The organism is Agrobacterium sp. 22-210-1, from assembly GCF_053522525.1.
In genome coordinates this window covers 1028005-1045050 of sequence record NZ_JBNWCI010000002.1, presented here as the reverse complement: position 1 = coordinate 1045050, position 17046 = coordinate 1028005, and the positions used below count along the sequence as shown (strand labels likewise).

General features: G+C 59.4%; 15 protein-coding genes. 11 read left to right on the top strand and 4 right to left on the bottom strand.

Going from position 1 to position 17046, the window contains the following annotated elements; translation table 11 throughout:
• Window positions 1-50 precede the first annotated feature (50 nt).
• Both ACQZ5F_RS17815 and ACQZ5F_RS17810 read left to right on the top strand, forming a co-directional pair.
• Window positions 51-287, top strand: a complete 237-nt coding sequence (locus tag ACQZ5F_RS17815; RefSeq protein WP_046798996.1) for a hypothetical protein — start codon at window positions 51-53, stop codon at window positions 285-287.
• Window positions 272-2080: an ABC transporter ATP-binding protein/permease gene (locus ACQZ5F_RS17810; RefSeq protein ID WP_225338856.1), complete on the top strand. Its 1809-nt coding sequence runs from the start codon at window positions 272-274 to the stop codon at window positions 2078-2080. Before ACQZ5F_RS17815 ends, ACQZ5F_RS17810 begins: the two co-directional genes overlap by 16 nt.
• 39 nt (window positions 2081-2119) lie before the next feature.
• Here ACQZ5F_RS17810 and ACQZ5F_RS17805 read toward each other — a convergent pair whose 3' ends face one another.
• Window positions 2120-2353 (bottom strand): hypothetical protein, encoded by a 234-nt coding sequence (locus ACQZ5F_RS17805; protein WP_080842860.1) that lies wholly within the window; start codon window positions 2351-2353, stop codon window positions 2120-2122.
• Window positions 2354-2487: 134 nt separating this feature from the next.
• On the opposite strand from ACQZ5F_RS17805, the gene ACQZ5F_RS17800 reads away from it, so the two are divergent.
• The 4 genes from ACQZ5F_RS17800 to ACQZ5F_RS17785 all read left to right on the top strand — a co-directional run bounded on the left by ACQZ5F_RS17800 (window position 2488) and on the right by ACQZ5F_RS17785 (window position 7282).
• The gene (locus ACQZ5F_RS17800; protein WP_046798994.1) at window positions 2488-2877 is read left to right on the top strand and encodes an acyl-CoA thioesterase; all 390 of its coding nucleotides are present in this window, start codon (window positions 2488-2490) and stop codon (window positions 2875-2877) included.
• 171 nt (window positions 2878-3048) lie between these two features.
• Complete coding sequence (locus tag ACQZ5F_RS17795) at window positions 3049-5292, top strand: polysaccharide deacetylase family protein (RefSeq protein ID WP_225338854.1); 2244 nt, start codon at window positions 3049-3051, stop codon at window positions 5290-5292.
• Between the two features lie 237 nt (window positions 5293-5529).
• A complete protein-coding gene (locus ACQZ5F_RS17790) occupies window positions 5530-6570 on the top strand; it encodes a four-carbon acid sugar kinase family protein (protein ID WP_225338853.1) in 1041 nt (346 codons plus the stop codon).
• 4 nt (window positions 6571-6574) lie between these two features.
• Entirely contained in the window at window positions 6575-7282 is a 708-nt protein-coding gene (locus ACQZ5F_RS17785) for a FadR/GntR family transcriptional regulator (RefSeq protein WP_046798992.1), read from the top strand.
• A 34-nt stretch (window positions 7283-7316) separates the two neighbouring features.
• On the opposite strand, the gene ACQZ5F_RS17780 is transcribed toward ACQZ5F_RS17785, so the two are convergent.
• From ACQZ5F_RS17780 to ACQZ5F_RS17770, 3 genes are read right to left on the bottom strand one after another with little or no spacing between them, the layout of a single operon-like run.
• Window positions 7317-8435 carry an iron-containing alcohol dehydrogenase gene (locus tag ACQZ5F_RS17780; protein ID WP_082178867.1) on the bottom strand — a complete coding sequence of 373 codons (1119 nt, stop codon included), beginning with the start codon at window positions 8433-8435 and terminating at the stop codon, window positions 7317-7319.
• Between the two features lie 5 nt (window positions 8436-8440).
• Entirely contained in the window at window positions 8441-9397 is a 957-nt protein-coding gene (pdxA, locus tag ACQZ5F_RS17775) for a 4-hydroxythreonine-4-phosphate dehydrogenase PdxA (protein ID WP_046798990.1), read from the bottom strand.
• Window positions 9394-10590, bottom strand: coding sequence for a sialidase family protein (locus ACQZ5F_RS17770; RefSeq protein ID WP_052819381.1), 1197 nt, complete (start codon window positions 10588-10590; stop codon window positions 9394-9396). Before ACQZ5F_RS17770 ends, pdxA begins: the two co-directional genes overlap by 4 nt.
• A 322-nt stretch (window positions 10591-10912) precedes the next feature.
• Here ACQZ5F_RS17770 and ACQZ5F_RS17765 point away from each other — a divergent pair, with 322 nt between their 5' ends.
• From ACQZ5F_RS17765 to ACQZ5F_RS17745, 5 genes are all read left to right on the top strand, one after another.
• Complete coding sequence (locus ACQZ5F_RS17765; RefSeq protein WP_046800045.1) at window positions 10913-12421, top strand: ABC transporter substrate-binding protein; 1509 nt, start codon at window positions 10913-10915, stop codon at window positions 12419-12421.
• 73 nt (window positions 12422-12494) lie between these two features.
• Window positions 12495-13409, top strand: coding sequence for an ABC transporter permease (locus tag ACQZ5F_RS17760; protein WP_052819382.1), 915 nt, complete (start codon window positions 12495-12497; stop codon window positions 13407-13409).
• A 15-nt stretch (window positions 13410-13424) separates the two neighbouring features.
• On the top strand, window positions 13425-14348 hold the full coding sequence (locus ACQZ5F_RS17755; protein WP_225338851.1) for an ABC transporter permease: 924 nt from the start codon (window positions 13425-13427) through the stop codon (window positions 14346-14348).
• A complete protein-coding gene (locus tag ACQZ5F_RS17750) occupies window positions 14341-15984 on the top strand; it encodes an ABC transporter ATP-binding protein (RefSeq protein WP_225338850.1) in 1644 nt (547 codons plus the stop codon). The genes ACQZ5F_RS17755 and ACQZ5F_RS17750 overlap by 8 nt, the downstream gene beginning before the upstream one ends.
• Window positions 15981-16862 carry a dihydrodipicolinate synthase family protein gene (locus tag ACQZ5F_RS17745; RefSeq protein WP_225338849.1) on the top strand — a complete coding sequence of 294 codons (882 nt, stop codon included), beginning with the start codon at window positions 15981-15983 and terminating at the stop codon, window positions 16860-16862. Before ACQZ5F_RS17750 ends, ACQZ5F_RS17745 begins: the two co-directional genes overlap by 4 nt.
• The last annotated feature ends 184 nt before the right edge of the window (window positions 16863-17046 follow it).

Below are 17046 nucleotides of genomic sequence, written 5' to 3'. Positions count from 1 at the left end.
CCGGTCTATGCGGTTTATCCGCCCCTCTGAAATTATTCGGATTTTGTGCAATGCAGGAAAAGAAAGCAAGGATCATTTCCGGGGACATCCGCATTGTTGCTACGGGCCGCGAGGTTTGCCCGCGCGAAGATCTATCCGCGCTTTTCAATCGCCGCCGCCGGGATTTCGCCGGGATTGTGGACAAGGTCGAACAGCGTGTTATTGCTTGGCATCGCAAGGCGCAGAATCGCGACCCGCTTTCTTTGCCGACTGACGTTTCGGAATGGAATGAATGGCAACAACCGTGACCGACGATCAGCGCAAGAGCGCGGCTAACCCTTCGGGTTTCGATCTCGATTTTCCTGCGCAATTGCGCATGATGGGCAATGCCTTCTGGACATCGCCGGTGCGTAACCGGCTGATATTGCTGTCGTTTGCTCTGCTTACGGTAATATTGCTGACGGCCTACGGGCAGATCCGCCTCAACGAGTGGAATGCGCCATTCTATAATGCGCTGGAGCGGCGCGATCTTGATGCCTTCATTCACCAGCTCGAGGTCTTCGCGATCATTGCCGGGCTGCTGCTGCTGCTCAACGTCATCCAGACCTGGCTCAACCAGATGACGGCGCTGAACATGCGCGAGGGTCTTGCCAAGGATATGGTGGACCAATGGCTGAAACCGGGCCGCGCCGCCCGTCTTGCCGGTTTCGGCACGATCGCCATCAATCCGGACCAGCGTTTGCATGACGATGTCCGCAACCTTGCCGAAAGCAGCACGGCGCTGTCCATCGGTCTCGTGAACGCAACGATCCTGCTTATTAGCTTTATCGGTGTTCTCTGGGGCCTGTCGGCGGGTTTCTCCATCACCATCAATGGCGATCTTGTCCCTATTCCCGGGTATATGGTCTGGGCCGCGATCCTTTATGCCGGTTCTGCGTCTTTGCTGAGCAACCTTGTCGGTTATCGTCTGGTTGGGCTGAACGCCGAACGTTATTCGAAAGAGGCTGAACTGCGCTTTTCCCTGATGCGCGCCAGCGAAAATCTGGCCGCGATTGCGCTGGCCCGCGGTGAAAAGAATGAACGGCGGCGGATCGGTGTCGATATTGATGCCGTGCTCGGTGTGATCCGGGGGCTGGCCATGGCACTGACGCATCTGACCTGGGTTTCGTCGGGCTATGGTTGGCTGGCGGTTGTTGCGCCGATCCTGATCGCTGCCCCGGTCTATTTTTCCGGCAACCTTACCTTTGGCGGGCTGATGATGGCTGTCGGCGCCTTCAACCAGGTCAATACCGCGCTTCGCTGGTACATCGACAATTTCGGCCCGATTGCCAGCTGGAAGGCGACATTGCAGCGCGTCTCGGTGTTTCGCAACGCCTTGATCCAGATGGACAGCGTCGAACAGCACGGGCTGGCGATTGATCTGCAACGGAGTGCGGAGAATGAAAAGATCCGCCTTCGGTCGGTCACGATCTGCCGTGATGCAGGCGGGCAGGATGTGGAGCGCGGTTTCAGACTGCGTGAGGAGAATGTGGAGATCGGGCCGGGCGAGCGGCTGATGATCAATGGCGAGCAGGGCGTGAACCGGCGGCTGTTATTTGCCGCCATGGCGGGATTGTGGCCCTGGGGGCAGGGCAGAATAGAAATGCCCGAACAATCCGACACGCTGTTCATTGCCCAACATGGTTATTTGCCGACGGGTTCGCTGCGCGAAATTCTGGCCTACCCACGTGCGCCGCAGCGGTTTGCCGAGGAGGATTATGTCGCGGCGCTCATCGCGTGCGGGCTTGGCGATATGGCGCCCCGTCTCGATGAAAACATCCGCTGGGACAAGAAACTGGATCCGGACGAACAGGCCAGCATCCGCGTCGCCAATGCCCTGTTGCTGAAGCCGAAATTCGTTGTCATCGACGATTTGCTGGAAGGGCTGGAGAAACAGACGCAGGATACGCTGGCCGAGGTTTTGAACGGCATCGACGGCGCGGCGATCATCTATATCGGTCGCTCTGAGACGTTTCTGTCGGTTCTTTCCCCGGCTGTCGCCCATCTGGACCACGCCGTACCGAAGGAAAATATCGCCAAGCGCGATGGCAATCCGCAATAGTCGTCTCGCTATGTTACCCTTTGCGTTGGTCGCTGCTGATCACAGCCGCAAATGCCACTTTTCCAGGTCGAGCCGCTGTTGTTTGGCGAGATTTATGGTGGTCTCCGGTCCCGCCTGCGAGCGCAGGGCAATGGTTCCGGTCGCCAGACTAACGGCGATAACGCTTGCGACCACCACGATGATGCGGTCGTAACGTTGCTGTATCGTGTTGTTCCCACTCCAGTCATAGGCCATTCGCACGCCCTCGCGTTTTTTGGAATCGTGCCCCATCATGGTTAACCGAAGCTTACGATGGCTTTGTGATTCCTTGCTGTTTTGGAAGGGCTGCCGCGATAAATCAGCTATTGGCTGATGAAGCGCTGTTGTCTAAGTCCGGCAGCGGGAGGTTTGTGAAAGGAATTTGACATATGGATCAGCAACCGCCCGCCGATATGGAACTCACCCTCAGAACGCTTGCGATGCCCGCCGACGCCAATCCGGCCGGCGATATTTTCGGCGGCTGGGTGATGTCGCAAATGGACCTTGCCGCTTTCGTCCGCGCCAATGATGTGGCCGGCGGCCGCACCGTGACCGTGGCTGTTAATGAAATCGTCTTCAAGAAGCCGGTCAAGATCGGCGATACATTGTGCGTCTATACCCGGATAGAGAAGGTTGGGCGTACCTCCGTCACGCTCAAGATCGAGGCCTGGACCCGCAGGCATTATCAGGATTCGCGCGAAAAGGTCACGGAAGCGGTCTTCATCATGGTCGCGGTGGACGACAATGGCGAGCCGCGCCCCGTCCGCAAAGACGCGTGAGGCGGTTCCCGTTCAGTTCGAAGCAAATTCCGAAGCGCTGAAAGAAGCTCAGGAGAGTAAGAAGCGCTTCGGCTCCGGCAGTTCGATCGTCCACCGCTCAATACTTTAGAAATATCCAATTTATTTATCAATTTTTGCGATCAAGGTACGGAATAGGACGGGGATCAGGCTTTGACCATTCCAGGTGTTGTTATTGTCGGCGGCGCTCACGGCACGCTTGCCCTTGCCCGCAGCCTTGGCGCCCTGAATGTGCCTGTTTATTATCTCACCCATGATTCACCCCTGCCGGGCTGGTCGCGTTTCGTGCGGGAAACGATCCGCTGGGCCGGCCCGCACGATGCCGGGGCGTTGCCGTTTTTGCGGGAAATGGCCGAAAAGCATCATCTGAAGGGCTGTCTGCTCGTGCCATCCGGGGATGGCGAGGTACAGCTCGTTTCACAACATCGCGAAGAACTCTCCGCCCTTTACAAAATCATCCTGCCGGATTGGCAATCCCTGCAATGGTTGTGTGAGAAGCCGCTGCTCTACAAACGCGCGGCGGCGCTTGGCGTCAGCTTTCCCCGAACCTATGCGCTGACATCGACCGCTGACATCGACGCGCTGGACGCGACGTTTCCCGTCATTCTCAAGCCGAATATGGGTGGCGGCGATACTGTGATCTCCCGGGCGAAGGTCGTTCGCGCTGATGACCGGCAGGCGCTGAAAACTGCCTTTGCCGATGCGAGCGCAGAGATAGGCGCAGGCAATGTCGTTGTGCAGGAACTCATTCCTGGCGGCGGAGAAAGCCAGTTTTCCTATGCGGCGCTGTGGCGCGACGGAGAACCGGTTGCCGAATTCACCGCCCGGCGCACGCGTCAATATCCCGTTGATTTCGGATATACCAGCACCTGCGTCGAGGTTGTCGACAACCATCAGGCGACCGAGGCGGCCCGGACGATATTAAAATCGGCCTGCCACAGCGGTCTGGTCGAGGTGGAATTCAAATTCGACGGCAGGGATGGTTCGCTGAAGCTTCTCGATGTCAATCCGCGCCCATGGTCGTGGTTCGGGCTCAGTTCGGCGGCGGGCGTCGATCTTGGCGCGTTATTGTGGCAGGTTGCCAATGACGTACCCGCCGGCCAGTCCCAGACTGTGCGACAAGGCGTGTCGTGGTCCTATCTTGTCCGTGATGCGGTTGCCGCCTTTACATTAAGCCGGCGCGGCAAGGCAGATATCGGCGACTACGTTGCGTCTCTGGGCAAAATCCGCAGCTGGGCCGCTTTTGCACTGAATGATCCCTTGCCGGGTCTTATCGATCTGCCGCTCACCGCGTGGAGAGTCGTCAAAAAACGGGTTCTACCCGGCCTGAAGTCAAAACAATCCGCAACGGTTTCCTGGCAGCCGGTAAAGCGCCTCTTGAAATACGGAGCCATAAGGGCCGGGCTGGAGGCGAGTTCTCTGCCCGTGGTCCGCGCCGCATTTCCGTCCCTTGCCGGGCGTGGCGTGATCTTTACGCTTCATCATGTGCGCCCGGGGGCGGCCATCTCGCCTTTTGCGCCCAATGTGCAATTGTCCGTCACGCCGCAGTTTCTGGAAGAGGCGATACAGGCCGCACTCGAATGTGGTCTCGTTCCCGTCCACCTGCACGATTTACCGGCGCTGCTTGCCGACAATCGCGAAGGCCGGTCTTTTTGCGCCTTCACGCTTGATGACGGTTATCGCAATAATGCCGATCATGCCGCGCCGGTCTTCCGCAAATATGGCGTTCCCTACACGATTTTCATCACACCGGGTTTTGTTGAGCGGACGCGCAGCCTGTGGTGGGAAACCGCGGCTGCGCTGACGCAAAAAGCCGCATCGTTTGACTTCGATTTCGGCTCTGGGTCGGAGCCTGTGACATCCGCCACGCCTCAGCAGAAGGCGGAAGCATTCACGCGCCTGGAGAATTTCGTGCAGAACTTTTCAGAGGATGAGGCAGTGGAAAGGATCGACCGCGTCGCGAGGCAGCACGGCATCGATCCCATAGCGATCGTGGATGAGCTTGTCATGGATGCGGACGAACTCAGGGCGCTGTCGGACGATCCTCTCGTGCATTTCGGCGCACACACCATGACGCATGTGAATATGCGCAAGATAGATGCCGCGCGTCTGGCGCAAGAGATCAGGGAATCGACCCGCCGGTTAGAGGCTTATGTCGGCCGTCGGCCACAATCCTTTTCTTATCCCTATGGCTGGACAAAGGCCGTGGCAGAGCGTGAGGCGCAGGCGGTGCTTGACGCGGGGTTTTCCGTGGCGGTCACCACGCAGGCTGGTGTTCTTGGCCCTCACAGCCTCGAAAAGCCAACGCAGTTGCCGCGTGTTTCGCTGAACGGGCGCTTTCAAAAGAAGCGTTTTGTCAAAGCGCTTATCTCAGGGCTGCCTTTCCGGTTCATCTAGCGGCGACATCCTGTTTGTCGTCTTTCGCCTTGCCTGCAGATCTGCATGCCGGCGGGCCGCGTTTGCCGTTTGTCTCCATCGTTTCTGAATTCGGCGACGGCCCGGCGGGCCTCTTCATGGCCAGCAGGCCAATCCGAGAGCCTGCATAATAATTTTTGTTATTCACATCTCTTTATCTATTGATTATAAATAAATTTATTGAGGTAAAACATTACAACTTTTTTGAAAGCTCCGCCCGTGCTGCTGATTTTCGCCGATGATCTGACAGGCGCTCTCGACGCCGCCGCACCCTTTGCCGGGCGTGGGCTGGCGACTGAGGTTGCGATCGGGCTTGACGGTGTACCCGCAGCACTGGCGGATGCGCCTGCTGTTCTCAGCGTCAATCTGGGTTGTCGTGACGGTGATGCGGATGAAGCCGGGCACCGCACGCGGTCACTATTGGCGCTGGTTCCAGCGGATACCATCCTGTTCAAGAAGGTCGATTCCCGGCTGAAGGGGCATATTGCGGTTGAAATGGATGCGATGTCCTATCGGCACGCGCTTGTCGCGCCCGCCATCCCTGATTTTGGACGTATCGTTGTTGGCGGGTCCGTATCCGGCTTTGGCATTGATGTCGTCATTCCGGTTCATGAGAAGCTCGGCGGACATGCTGGTCGCTGCACGATACCCGACACGCGATCGCAGGGCGACATCCGGGAAGCTCTTGTCGCCGCACAGGCTAAAGGCGTCGATCTTCTGGTCGGCGCGCGCGGGCTTGCCGAGGCGCTGGCCGAGGCAATGACGGGGCGGACTGTTCCCGAGACGGCGATCATTCCGGCCGGCAAGGGACTTTTCGTCGTTGGTTCGCGTGATCCGATTACGGTAGAGCAAATCGAAGCGCTTGAGCGTGCCGGGCTTGCGTCGATTATCGATGCGCCCAATGGTGCGGTGCCTTCCCATGCACATGATGGTTCCGGCCTGACACTTGTTCGTGCAACGCAAGGGGCAGAAGATCTTTCACCGCTTATCGTTTCCGATCGGCTGGCGGAGGGCGTTGTGCCGCACTTCACCGCAGGTGCCGGCAGGCTGCTTCTGTCGGGCGGGGCCACGGCCGAAGCCGTGCTGCGCGCCATGGGCATTTCGCGGCTGCGTCTTGCCGGCGAATGTCTGCCGGGCCTGGGCGTCGGCTGGTGTGGCGACCAATGCATCATTGCGAAGTCCGGCGGTTTTGGGCAAGCTGACACGTTGAAACACATTGCGAAAATGATGCTTGGCGTAAACGACGCTGGAGAGAGCTGACCAGATGGGGTTGATGAAAGAAACGGCGCGCAAGGCACTTCCGGACATTATTTTCGAGAGAATGCACAGGGCGATCAAATCCGGTGCTTACAAGCCGGACGAACGGCTGCCGACAGAACACGAACTCGCGATGGAATTCGAGGTCTCAAGGCCGGTGGTGCGTGAGGCGCTGCGGCGGCTGCGCGAGCAGGGATTTATCTATTCCCGAAGAGGGTCCGGCAGCTATGTGCGGGCTTTCGGCCTGCGCGAGCCGCTCGGCTTCGGCCAGCTGGAAAATGTCGCCGACCTTCTGAATTGTTACGAATTCCGGCTGACGCTGGAGCCGGCCGCGGCCGCTGCGGCGGCATTACGGCATGATGGCGAGAGGCTTGCGGCGATCAAAAAGGCGCTCGAATTGATGCGGGACGCCACCAATCGCCAGTCCCACCGTGAGGATGCCGACTACCAGTTCCACCTCGCCATCGCGCGGGCGGCCAGGAACAGTTATTTCTCCACCGCGATGGAGGCTCTGAAAGATCATATCGCGATGGGAATGAAGTTCCACGGCATGTCGGTAAAGCGCGAGGCCTCCGGCCTGACGCGCGTTTTTGCCGAGCATGAGGCCATTGCGAAGGCTATAGCCGATGGAGATGCCGAGGCGGCGCGTCAGTTGATGCTCCAGCATCTAACGGGATCGCGCGACCGTCTGTTCGAGTCTTCGCATTCGGATTGAGGCCGATGCGCCCGGAGGCGCGCCGGCCATTCTTTCAAAAGGCGCGGCGGTAAATGCCGAGTACATCTTCAAGGCTCATATCGACCGGATTATTGTCCATCAGCCGGCGGATGGCGTGTGCGTCCTCGGCATAACGGGGAAGATCGGTCTCTGTCGCTCCATGCCTTGCCAGCGACATTTCGATGCCGAGCCCGGCGCAGAAATCCGTTGCCGCCTTGCGCAGATCATCAGGCGAAAGATGCTCGCGAAGCCCCAGCGCATCTGCCACTTCCGCTGTTTTTGCTGAAACCGCAGGCTGGTTGAAGGCCAGAACATGCGGAAAAACTATGGCATTCGCCAGTCCATGTGGCAGGTTGAGAAGCGTGCCGAGCGGATAGGCGATGGCGTGGCCGGCCGCCGTATTGACCGGGCCGAGGCAGATGCCGCCATAATAGGAGGCAAGCATCATTCCCTCACGGGCTTCAGTATCCGCGCCATCGCGAACGGCGCGCGCCAGATATTTGCCGACCAGCGCAAAGCCCATGCGGGCAAACCCGTCGATCATCGGGTGAGCCTTGCGGTTAGTGAAGGCTTCGACACAATGGGCCATGGCATCCACGCCCGTCGCTGCCGTCACGGCTGACGGCACGGAATAGGTCAGCTCCGGATCGAGAACGGCGAAATCCGCGATGAGATAGGGGCTTTCGACCGCGATCTTGTTGCCCTTGACGGGATCGGTGATCAGCGAGCGGATACCGGCCTCCGAGCCGGTGCCCGCAGTGGTGGCTATTTGCACCAACCGTGTATCGCGCCCTGTGACCCTGTTCGGTCCGGCCACCTGTTCGAGCGTCTGGTTGGAATTCCACAACGCGGAGACCAGCTTTGCCACATCCATCACGGAACCGCCGCCGAGGCCGATGACGAGATCGGGTTTGGCGGCGCGTGCTGCCGTCAATGCTGCATTGAGTGTCGCCGTGTCCGGCTCGCCGGGAATGGCATCGAAGACCGTGAATGGGCCCTGCAATTGCAGACGGTCGACGAATTTCGCCGTCAGTGGCGTGGCGATCACCAGGGTCGACGCGGTTTTGCCAGCGAAGGCGCCGACCTGCGCGATGGTGCCTGCGCCAACGGCGAGTCTGCGTGGCTGATGGAGGAGAATGGGAGCTATGGACATGGTGTTTATCCTTTCGCGCTCTTGCCCGCCACGAGCTTGCGGGCATAGGCGATGGCCTCATTCATGTTGCCGTGATTGGCGATGCCCTTGCCGGCAATATCGAAGGCCGTGCCGTGATCGACGGAGGTGCGATCTATCGGCAGATCGACCGAAACGTTGACGGCGGTATCGAAGGCCACGAGCTTGATCGGGATATGGCCCTGATCGTGATATTGCGCCACGACGAGATCGAAAGCGCCGGAATAGGCCCGGTGAAACACGGTATCGGCGGAAATCGGTCCCTGCACCTCGATGCCTTCGGCGCGTGCGGCGGCGACCGCCGGGGCGATCTGATCGTCATCTTCGGTGCCGAACAGACCGTTTTCACCGCAATGCGGATTGATGCCGGCAACCGCGATGCGCGGCCGCTCGTAACCGATGCGTTTCAGGTGGGCATTGCCGGCGCGGATGGTCGCCAGCACCCGCTCTGTCGTCGCCCGGCGAATGGCGTCTTGCAGGGAGACATGGGTCGATACGTGGATGACCTTCAGCCGTTCGGAGGCAAGCAGCATATAGGCGGCCGAAGAGCCGGTGAGGCTGCGCAGCATGCCGGTGTGGCCGTCATAATGGTGACCGGCAAGGTTAAGCGCCTCCTTGTTGATCGGTGCGGTGACGATACAGCCGATTGCGCCCGCTTCGGCATCGCGCACGGCCTTTTCGATGAAACGGAAAGCGGCGTCACCAGCGACCGGCGACAGTGTACCCCAGGGCAGCGGCGCGCCCTCGATGGGCAGGTCAACCACATGCTGCGAGAGATCAATGTCAACGCCAAGCGCATCCCGCGCCGCCAGAAGCGTGGCGAGGTTGCCGTAAATCCGCGTCGCGGCCCGGTCAGGCGCGGACATTTCAGCCAGCGCCCTGACGGTGACCTCAGGGCCTACGCCGCAGGGGTCGCCCATGGTGATGCCAATAATATTGCTCATCTTTTTTCCTCGTCCTTGGCCTCGGCCCAGCCGGGCGCCAGCCGGACATATTTGATTGCGCGGCGATGATAGGTGTAGCTTGCGTGCAGCGTACCGTCCGGCGCTTCCAGAAGCCATGGATAGGACATTTCCAGATTGCGGCCGTCAGTCGAATCGTTCGACAGGCAGGTGCCTGGACCATCTTCGATCAGGATACGGATGGGGAAGCTGCGCCCATCGTCATCGGAGATGCAGATGGAAACCGGCGCGCGCGGCACGCCCCAGACGGGCACACATCCGCCTGTCGGATCGGCCTCCGGCCTGCCGTCATCCTCTCCAAGCTCGTCATAAAGCGAGGCGCGCCGGTCGCTCGATTGCGCAGCGCTGACGGGATTGCAGATCATCGCCAGCCGACCGTCACCGAGCCTGATTGCGGCGATGGAGGAATTGTTGTTCGGCACGTCGGTCGGCTGTGGCTTTGACCAGGAGCGGCCGCCATCGGCGCTTTCCGTGCGATAAACGAAATCGGCCTGCCGGCGACGGAAGAAGGCGGAATAGCGCGTATTACTGCCCGCAACAGGACTCATATGCACGCAGCCGGTCGAATCTCCTAGGTCTTGCAAGTGCCACGTCAGGCCATTGTCCTTGGATATGCCAAGCGCTGCCGTATCATGGCTGCCGTTCCATTTCTGGCCGGGGCGCTGGATGCAGCGGAAGATCGGCAGCAGCCAGGCGCCGTCATCACGAATGCGCAGCGGCGCGCGGATGAAGCAGCCCTTCGGAAGATCGAGAAAACGCCCCTCTTCGGAGATGAGCTTTTCCGGTGCCGTCGCATCACGGGTAACACGCGCCATGCGGATGCGGCATTCGTCTTGATTGCCGGAGGGCTGGGCGGTGTGAAACAGCCAGAGGGCGCCATCCGGCGCGGTGAAAAGAACCGGGTTCTGTTCGGAATGGGCAGGATCGTGGCTCAGGCGCTGTGGTGCGCCCCAGCTGGTAGCGCCGGGCATCAGCACGGAAGCGAAGATCGAAATATCCGATTTTCCTTCCAGCGTGCCGCCGAACCACGCGCACAGCAAAGCGCCGTCATCAGCCAAGTGCAGAAAGCTCGCGTGGTTCTGGATCATCGGCGACGGCAGAAGCGCTTCCTGCCGTTTTTCTGACGTGGCGCGGATGGCTCCGGTCATGGCGTGAGCGATGTCATCAGGGGTCATCGTGGTCTCCTCTTGGCCTGATGAAAATGGCATATTTGAAAAGTTGTCAAGTTTATTTAGACAAAAAACGGATCTTATAGGTTTTGATTATTTTATCTAATTATCTGTTTTAAAATAATAAAAATTGTTATTATGGCGCGAATAAAAAATGCTTACGAAAAATAAATTGACAAAAAATGTGATAGCGTCGATGCTCTGTTCACGGGTGGAGGAGACGATCATCCGCACGCCATGCTCCTCGATGCAGGAGGCGGGGCTTTTTTTAAAACCCCTTGCGGCACGCCGCCATGTTGCTGAATTTCTGATCTGGGAGGAGAACGGAATGAAGAAGTCATTGATTGCGGGCGCCCTTGTTTTGGGTTCCCTCAGCGCCGCGGTTTCGCCGGCGCTTGCGGCATCGGGGCCGATCAAGATCGTGCTGGCGGAAGAGGCTGACCTGCTGGAGCCCTGCATGGCGACCCGCTCCAACATTGGCCGCATCATCATGGAAAATGTCAGCGAGACGCTGACCGAGCTTGATGTGCGCGGCAAGAACGGCGTTCAGCCGCGGCTTGCCGAAAAATGGGAGCAGAATGCCGATGGAAGCTGGCGCTTCCATCTGCGTGAAGGCGTGAAGTTCTCTGACGGCACCACCTTCGACGCCAAGGACGTGAAGCACAGCTTCGAGCGTATCATGAGCGACAAGAACGCCTGCGAATCCCGCCGTTATTTCGGTGGCATGACGGTGACGCCTTCGATTGTTGACGACCACACGATCGACTTCAAGACAGACCCGGCCCAGCCCATTCTGCCGTTGCTGATGTCGCTGGTCACCATCGTTCCTGAAGAAACCAAGATGGAATTCATCCGCGAGCCTGTCGGTACCGGACCTTACAAGCTGACCAACTGGACGCCGGGCCAGCAGATCGTTCTGACTGCACGTGACGATTATTGGGGCAAGAAGCCGCAGGTGACGGAAGCGACATATCTTTTCCGTGCCGATCCTTCGGTTCGCGCTGCCATGGTGCAGACCGGCGAGGCCGATCTTTCGCCCTCCATTTCCCAGCTCGACGCGACCAATTCGAAGACCGATTTTTCCTATCTCGATAGCGAGACGGTCTATATGCGCCTCGACCACAACATCGCGCCGCTAAACGATGTGCGGGTGCGTCGCGCGCTCAACCTCGCCATCGACCGTCAGGCCTTCCTCGGCACGCTGGTTCCGGAAGGTGCTGTGCTGGCCACGGCGCTCGTTCCGCCGACGACGCTTGGCTGGAACCCCGACGTCAAGGTTTTCCCTTACGACCCTGACGGCGCAAAGAAGCTGCTGGAAGAAGCGAAAGCTGCCGGTGTGAAGGTGGATACGCCGATCACCATCATCGCACGCACGGCGAATTTCCCGAATGTCACCGAAATCATGGAGGCGATCCAGCAGCAATTGCAGGATGTCGGCTTCAAGATCGACCTGAAATTCGTGGAAGTGGCCGAACACGAGAGCTATTATTCCAAGCCTTTCAAGGAAGGTCGTGGACCGCAGATCGTCGCCGCGATGCACGACAATTCCAAGGGCGATCCGTCTTTCACCATGTTCTTCAAATATGCCACCAAGGGCACGCAGTCCGGCTTCTCGGACCCCAAGGTGGATGACCTGATCGAACGCGCCTCCGCAGCTGTTGGTGACGAGCGCGCCAAGCTCTGGTCCGAACTCATCGCCTATTTGCATGATGATGTCGTGGCCGATGTGCTGCTGTTCCATATGGTCGGTTTCTCCCGCGTTTCCGAACGTCTGGACTTCAAGCCCACCATTGCCACCAACTCGATGCTGCAGCTTTCGGAAATCGGCATCAAATAAAGCCCCGAACCTTAAGCCAATGAGCGGCGGCAGGGCGAAAGCCTTGCCGCCGCGTTGAAACCCGGAGGCAACCATGCTGAGCTTCATCCGAAAACGTTCCGTTGCGAGCCTGATCTCCCTGATCGGCCTCATCGTGATGGTTTTCTTCCTGTCCCGCCTGACGGGTGATCCGGCCGCGCTGTTTTTGCCGGTGGAGGCTTCGGAGGAATTGAAGCAGCAGTTTCGCGCGCTGCATGGGCTGAACGATCCGCTGATGGTGCAATTCCTGCGTTATGCGGGTGATGTGATGACGGGTGATCTGGGTGAATCGCTCCGAAAAGCCCGCCCGGCGCTGGATGTGGTGCTGGAGGCTTTCAACTGGACGCTCTGGCTCGCGGTCATCACCATGTCGCTGGTTACCACTGCGGCCATCGTTGTCGGCTCGCTTGCGGCTTTCCGGTCCGGTGGCTTTTTCGACCGCATGGCCTCGACTATTTCGCTCGTCGGCGCTTCGGTTCCGGATTTCTGGTTGGCCATCGTGGCGATCGTCGTTTTTTCCGTCAATCTCGCATGGCTGCCCACATCAGGCACGGGCTCGGTGCTGCACTGGATATTGCCGATCTCGGTGTTGTTCGTGCGCCCCTTCGGTATCATCGTGCAGGTGGTGCGCGGCTCGATGATCGGGGCTTTGTCGTCGGCTTACGTGAAAACGGCGCGCGCCAAGGGTGTGAAATCCGGGCCGATCATCTTCATCCATGCCCTGCGCAACGCCATGCTTCCCGTCATCACCGTCATCGGCGATCAGGCCGCAAGCCTTCTCAATGGCGCCGTCATCGTTGAAACCATCTTCGGGTTTCCGGGTGTCGGCAAGCTGATGATCGATTCCATTCTTCAGCGCGATTTCAACGTCGTTCTGGCCGCCATTCTCGTGACGGCGCTGGCGATCTTCCTGATGAACCTGCTGATCGATATCGCCTATGCGCTGCTCGATCCGCGTATCCGGCACTGAGGAGGCCATTCAGCCATGAGCCTTTTGAACGCCGATACTGAGATCATCGACGAGCCGTCCTTTGCAACGCGCATGCTGCACATGTTGTGGGCGGATAAATTCGCGCTCTGTGCCGCGATCTTCCTCATCGTCATCGTCATACTTGCCTTTGTCGGCCCGGCCTGGCTTGGCGATCTCGCGACGAAACAGAACCTGCGCGGACGCAATCTCGCCCCCTTCGACTGGCAGCGTGAATGGTACTTCTGGCTGGGAGCGGATGCGCTCGGCCGCTCGCTTCTGGCGCGTATCATCGCCGCCACGCAAAACACGCTGATGATCGCCGCCGGCGCCGTGCTTCTCTCCGCTGTCACCGGCACAGTGCTTGGCCTCATCGCCGGTTTTTCCTCAAACCGCGTCGGCCAGATCATCATGCGGCTTGCCGATGTGATCATGTCGTTTCCGTCGCTGCTGATCGCGGTCATCGTGCTTTATCTGCTCGGTTCCTCCATCCTCAACCTGATGCTTGTTCTGGCGATCACCCGCATTCCCGTTTACATCCGCACCACAAGGGCCGAGGTGCTGGAGGTGCGCGAGCGCATGTTCGTGCAGGCGGCAAGGGTGATGGGCGCATCGGGCAAACGCATTCTGTTCCGCCACATCTTGCCCGTGGTGCTGCCAACGCTGACGACGCTTGCGACGCTCGATTTCGCTTATGTAATGCTGGCGGAAAGCGCATTGTCTTTCCTTGGCATCGGCATTCAGCCGCCGGAAATCACCTGGGGCCTGATGATCTCGCAGGGGCGGCAATATCTCACCAATGCCTGGTGGCTGTCCTTCTGGCCGGGCCTTGCCATCATCCTCACCACCCTGTCGCTCAACCTGCTTTCCAACTGGCTGCGCATCGCGCTTGACCCCGTGCAACGCTGGCGGCTGGAAATGAAAGGCCGCAAGCATGGCTGACCATCTTCTCGACGTGCGCAATCTTTCCGTGGAGTTTCACACCGCAAGCGGTGTCGTCCATGCGGTCAAGGATGTTTCCTACCATATCGACCGTGGCGAAACGCTGGCGATCCTCGGTGAAAGCGGCTCCGGCAAATCGGTATCGTCCTCAGCCATCATGAACCTCATCGACATGCCGCCCGGACATATCAGCAGCGGCCAGATATTGCTTGACGGCAAAGACCTTCTGACCATGCCGGCAGAAGCGCGCCGCGAGGTCAACGGCCGGCGCATCGCCATGATCTTTCAGGATCCGCTCAGCCATCTCAATCCCGTCTATACTGTCGGCTGGCAGATCCGTGAGGCGATGACCACCCATGGCATGGGCAAGGCGGAAGCTGAGGCGGAGGCAAAGCGGCTTGTCGCGCGTGTCGGCATTCCCGATCCGGATGGCGCCTTGAGGAAATATCCGCATGAATTTTCCGGCGGCCAACGCCAGCGCGTCATGATCGCCATGGCGCTGGCGCTGCAGCCCGACCTGCTGATCGCCGACGAACCGACCACCGCGCTTGACGTGACGGTGCAGGCGGAGGTGCTGTCCCTGCTCAAGGAGCTGCAGCGGGAAACCGGTATGGCCGTACTCATCATCACCCATGATCTCGGCGTCGTCGCCGAAATCGCCGACCGGGTAGTGGTGATGGAAAAGGGCGTGCTGGTGGAAGCCGGCACGGTTCGCGAGGTCTATCGCAATCCGCAGCACCCCTATACCCGCAAGCTTATCAGCGCCGCCCCCGGCCGGGGCGAAATGCACGAGCCGCAGGCGGTGGGCGAAGCGCTGCTCAGCGTGCGTGACGTGCGCAAGCGGTACGGCGCATTCGAAGCGCTGAAGGGGGTTTCCTTTGATCTGATGGCTGGTGAGACTATTGCTGTCGTTGGGGAAAGTGGTTCCGGCAAGTCAACGCTGGCGCGCATTCTGCTGCGGCTCGATGAGCCGGATTCGGGCAGCGCCTTGTGGAAGGGCCGCGATCTCTTCAAGCTTCCGCCTGCGGAACTCTTTGCGCTCCGGCGTGATCTGCAAATGGTGTTTCAGGACCCCACCCAGTCGCTTAATCCCCGCATGACGGTGTTCCAATTGATTTCCGAGGCCTGGGTTATCCATCCGGAGATATTGCCCAAGGCAAGATGGCGCGAGCGGGTCGCCGAATTGCTGCATCAGGTCGGCCTGTCTCCGGAACATATGCGCCGTTATCCCCACCAGTTCTCCGGTGGCCAGCGGCAGCGGATCGCGATTGCCCGTGCCTTGGCGCTTGAGCCGAAGCTCATCATCTGCGATGAGGCGGTCTCGGCGCTTGACGTTTCGGTTCAGGCGCAGGTCATCGCGCTTCTGGACAAGCTGCGCCGCGAAATGGGCCTCTCCTTCATCTTCATCGCCCATGACCTGCCGGTGGTTCGCGATTTCGCCGATCACGTCATGGTCATGCAGCGCGGCGAGGTAGTGGAATTCGGCAGCGTCCGGCAGGTTTTCGAGGCGCCGCGCGAGGAGTATACCCGCGCGCTGCTTTCGGCGAGCCTCGATCCCGACCCCGATATGCATTCCGCGCGCAGCCCGGCGGATGCCGGCCATGTCATCGGAAATTCAAGTGGAGTTCTTTCATGACCAAACAAGCCTTCGTCGCGCTCGTCACCTGTTTCAACGAGGACGAAACGATCAATTACGAAGCCACGCGCGCGCAGGTGCGCCGCCAGGTGGCGGCCGGCAACAACATCATGTGCGCCGGCACCAACGGCGATTTTACCGCGCTGACCCATGAAGAAAAAATCCGCCTGACCGAAGAAGTGGTGGACGAAGTGGCCGGTCGCGCCAAAGTCATCGTCAATGCCGGCATGCCCGCCACATTCGAGACCATACAGCTTGCCAAAGCCTTCGACCGTATCGGCGTCGATGGTATCGCCGTTATCACGCCCTTTTTCATCGCATGCACGCAAGACGGCCTGATCCGCCATTTCTCGACGGTGGCCGATGCCGTTGAGACCCCGACCTATCTCTACGATATCCCCGCCCGCACCCAGAATCACATAGAGCCGGAAACCGCGCGCAGACTTGCAACCCATGGCAATATCGCCGGCATCAAGGATTCCGGTGGCGCGCAGCAGACGCTGGAGGCCTATCTCCAGGTGGCGAAGGAAATATCCGGTTTCGAGGTCTATTCCGGCCCGGATCACCTTGTTCTGTGGTCGTTGCAGAACGGCGCGGCAGGCTGTATTTCCGGCCTTGGCAACGCCATGCCGGATGTGCTTGCCGGCATTCTCAATGCATTCAACGCCGGCAATGTCACTGAGGCTGAACGCCAGCAGGCGATCTACACAGCCTTCCGCACTGACCTCTACGCGCTCGGTTTTGCGCCCGCCATGGTCAAGCGCTCGCTCTATCTTCAAGACCCCTCCGTCGGCGCCAGCCGTCAGCCGGCTCTGTTGCCCGATCCGGACCAGGACGGCCGAATTATGGAAATCCTACGGCGCTATCAACGGCTCTAACACCGCGGTCGGACATGAGGTGCATGCTTCCAGGCCGAGACGCGTCACATTAAAAACATTCACGAAAACCGCCAAAAGCCGAAGCGTTTCTCCACCATCGTCCATGACGAATAATTTGTGACACAAACACGAAATTTCCCTTGTCAGCCCGGCCATTGATGTTTATGAGGAGCGCGCAACGCAA

Coding starts and splice junctions, on each gene's coding strand:
- ACQZ5F_RS17815 (WP_046798996.1), top strand. CDS start 51: ATGCAGGAAAAGAAAGCAAGGATCATTTCCGGGGACATCCGCATTGTT.
- ACQZ5F_RS17810 (WP_225338856.1), top strand. CDS start 272: ATGGCAACAACCGTGACCGACGATCAGCGCAAGAGCGCGGCTAACCCT.
- ACQZ5F_RS17805 (WP_080842860.1), bottom strand. CDS start 2,353: ATGATGGGGCACGATTCCAAAAAACGCGAGGGCGTGCGAATGGCCTAT.
- ACQZ5F_RS17800 (WP_046798994.1), top strand. CDS start 2,488: ATGGATCAGCAACCGCCCGCCGATATGGAACTCACCCTCAGAACGCTT.
- ACQZ5F_RS17785 (WP_046798992.1), top strand. CDS start 6,575: ATGGGGTTGATGAAAGAAACGGCGCGCAAGGCACTTCCGGACATTATT.
- ACQZ5F_RS17780 (WP_082178867.1), bottom strand. CDS start 8,435: ATGTCCATAGCTCCCATTCTCCTCCATCAGCCACGCAGACTCGCCGTT.
- pdxA (WP_046798990.1), bottom strand. CDS start 9,397: ATGAGCAATATTATTGGCATCACCATGGGCGACCCCTGCGGCGTAGGC.
- ACQZ5F_RS17770 (WP_052819381.1), bottom strand. CDS start 10,590: ATGACCCCTGATGACATCGCTCACGCCATGACCGGAGCCATCCGCGCC.
- ACQZ5F_RS17765 (WP_046800045.1), top strand. CDS start 10,913: ATGAAGAAGTCATTGATTGCGGGCGCCCTTGTTTTGGGTTCCCTCAGC.
- ACQZ5F_RS17760 (WP_052819382.1), top strand. CDS start 12,495: ATGCTGAGCTTCATCCGAAAACGTTCCGTTGCGAGCCTGATCTCCCTG.
- ACQZ5F_RS17755 (WP_225338851.1), top strand. CDS start 13,425: ATGAGCCTTTTGAACGCCGATACTGAGATCATCGACGAGCCGTCCTTT.
- ACQZ5F_RS17750 (WP_225338850.1), top strand. CDS start 14,341: ATGGCTGACCATCTTCTCGACGTGCGCAATCTTTCCGTGGAGTTTCAC.
- ACQZ5F_RS17745 (WP_225338849.1), top strand. CDS start 15,981: ATGACCAAACAAGCCTTCGTCGCGCTCGTCACCTGTTTCAACGAGGAC.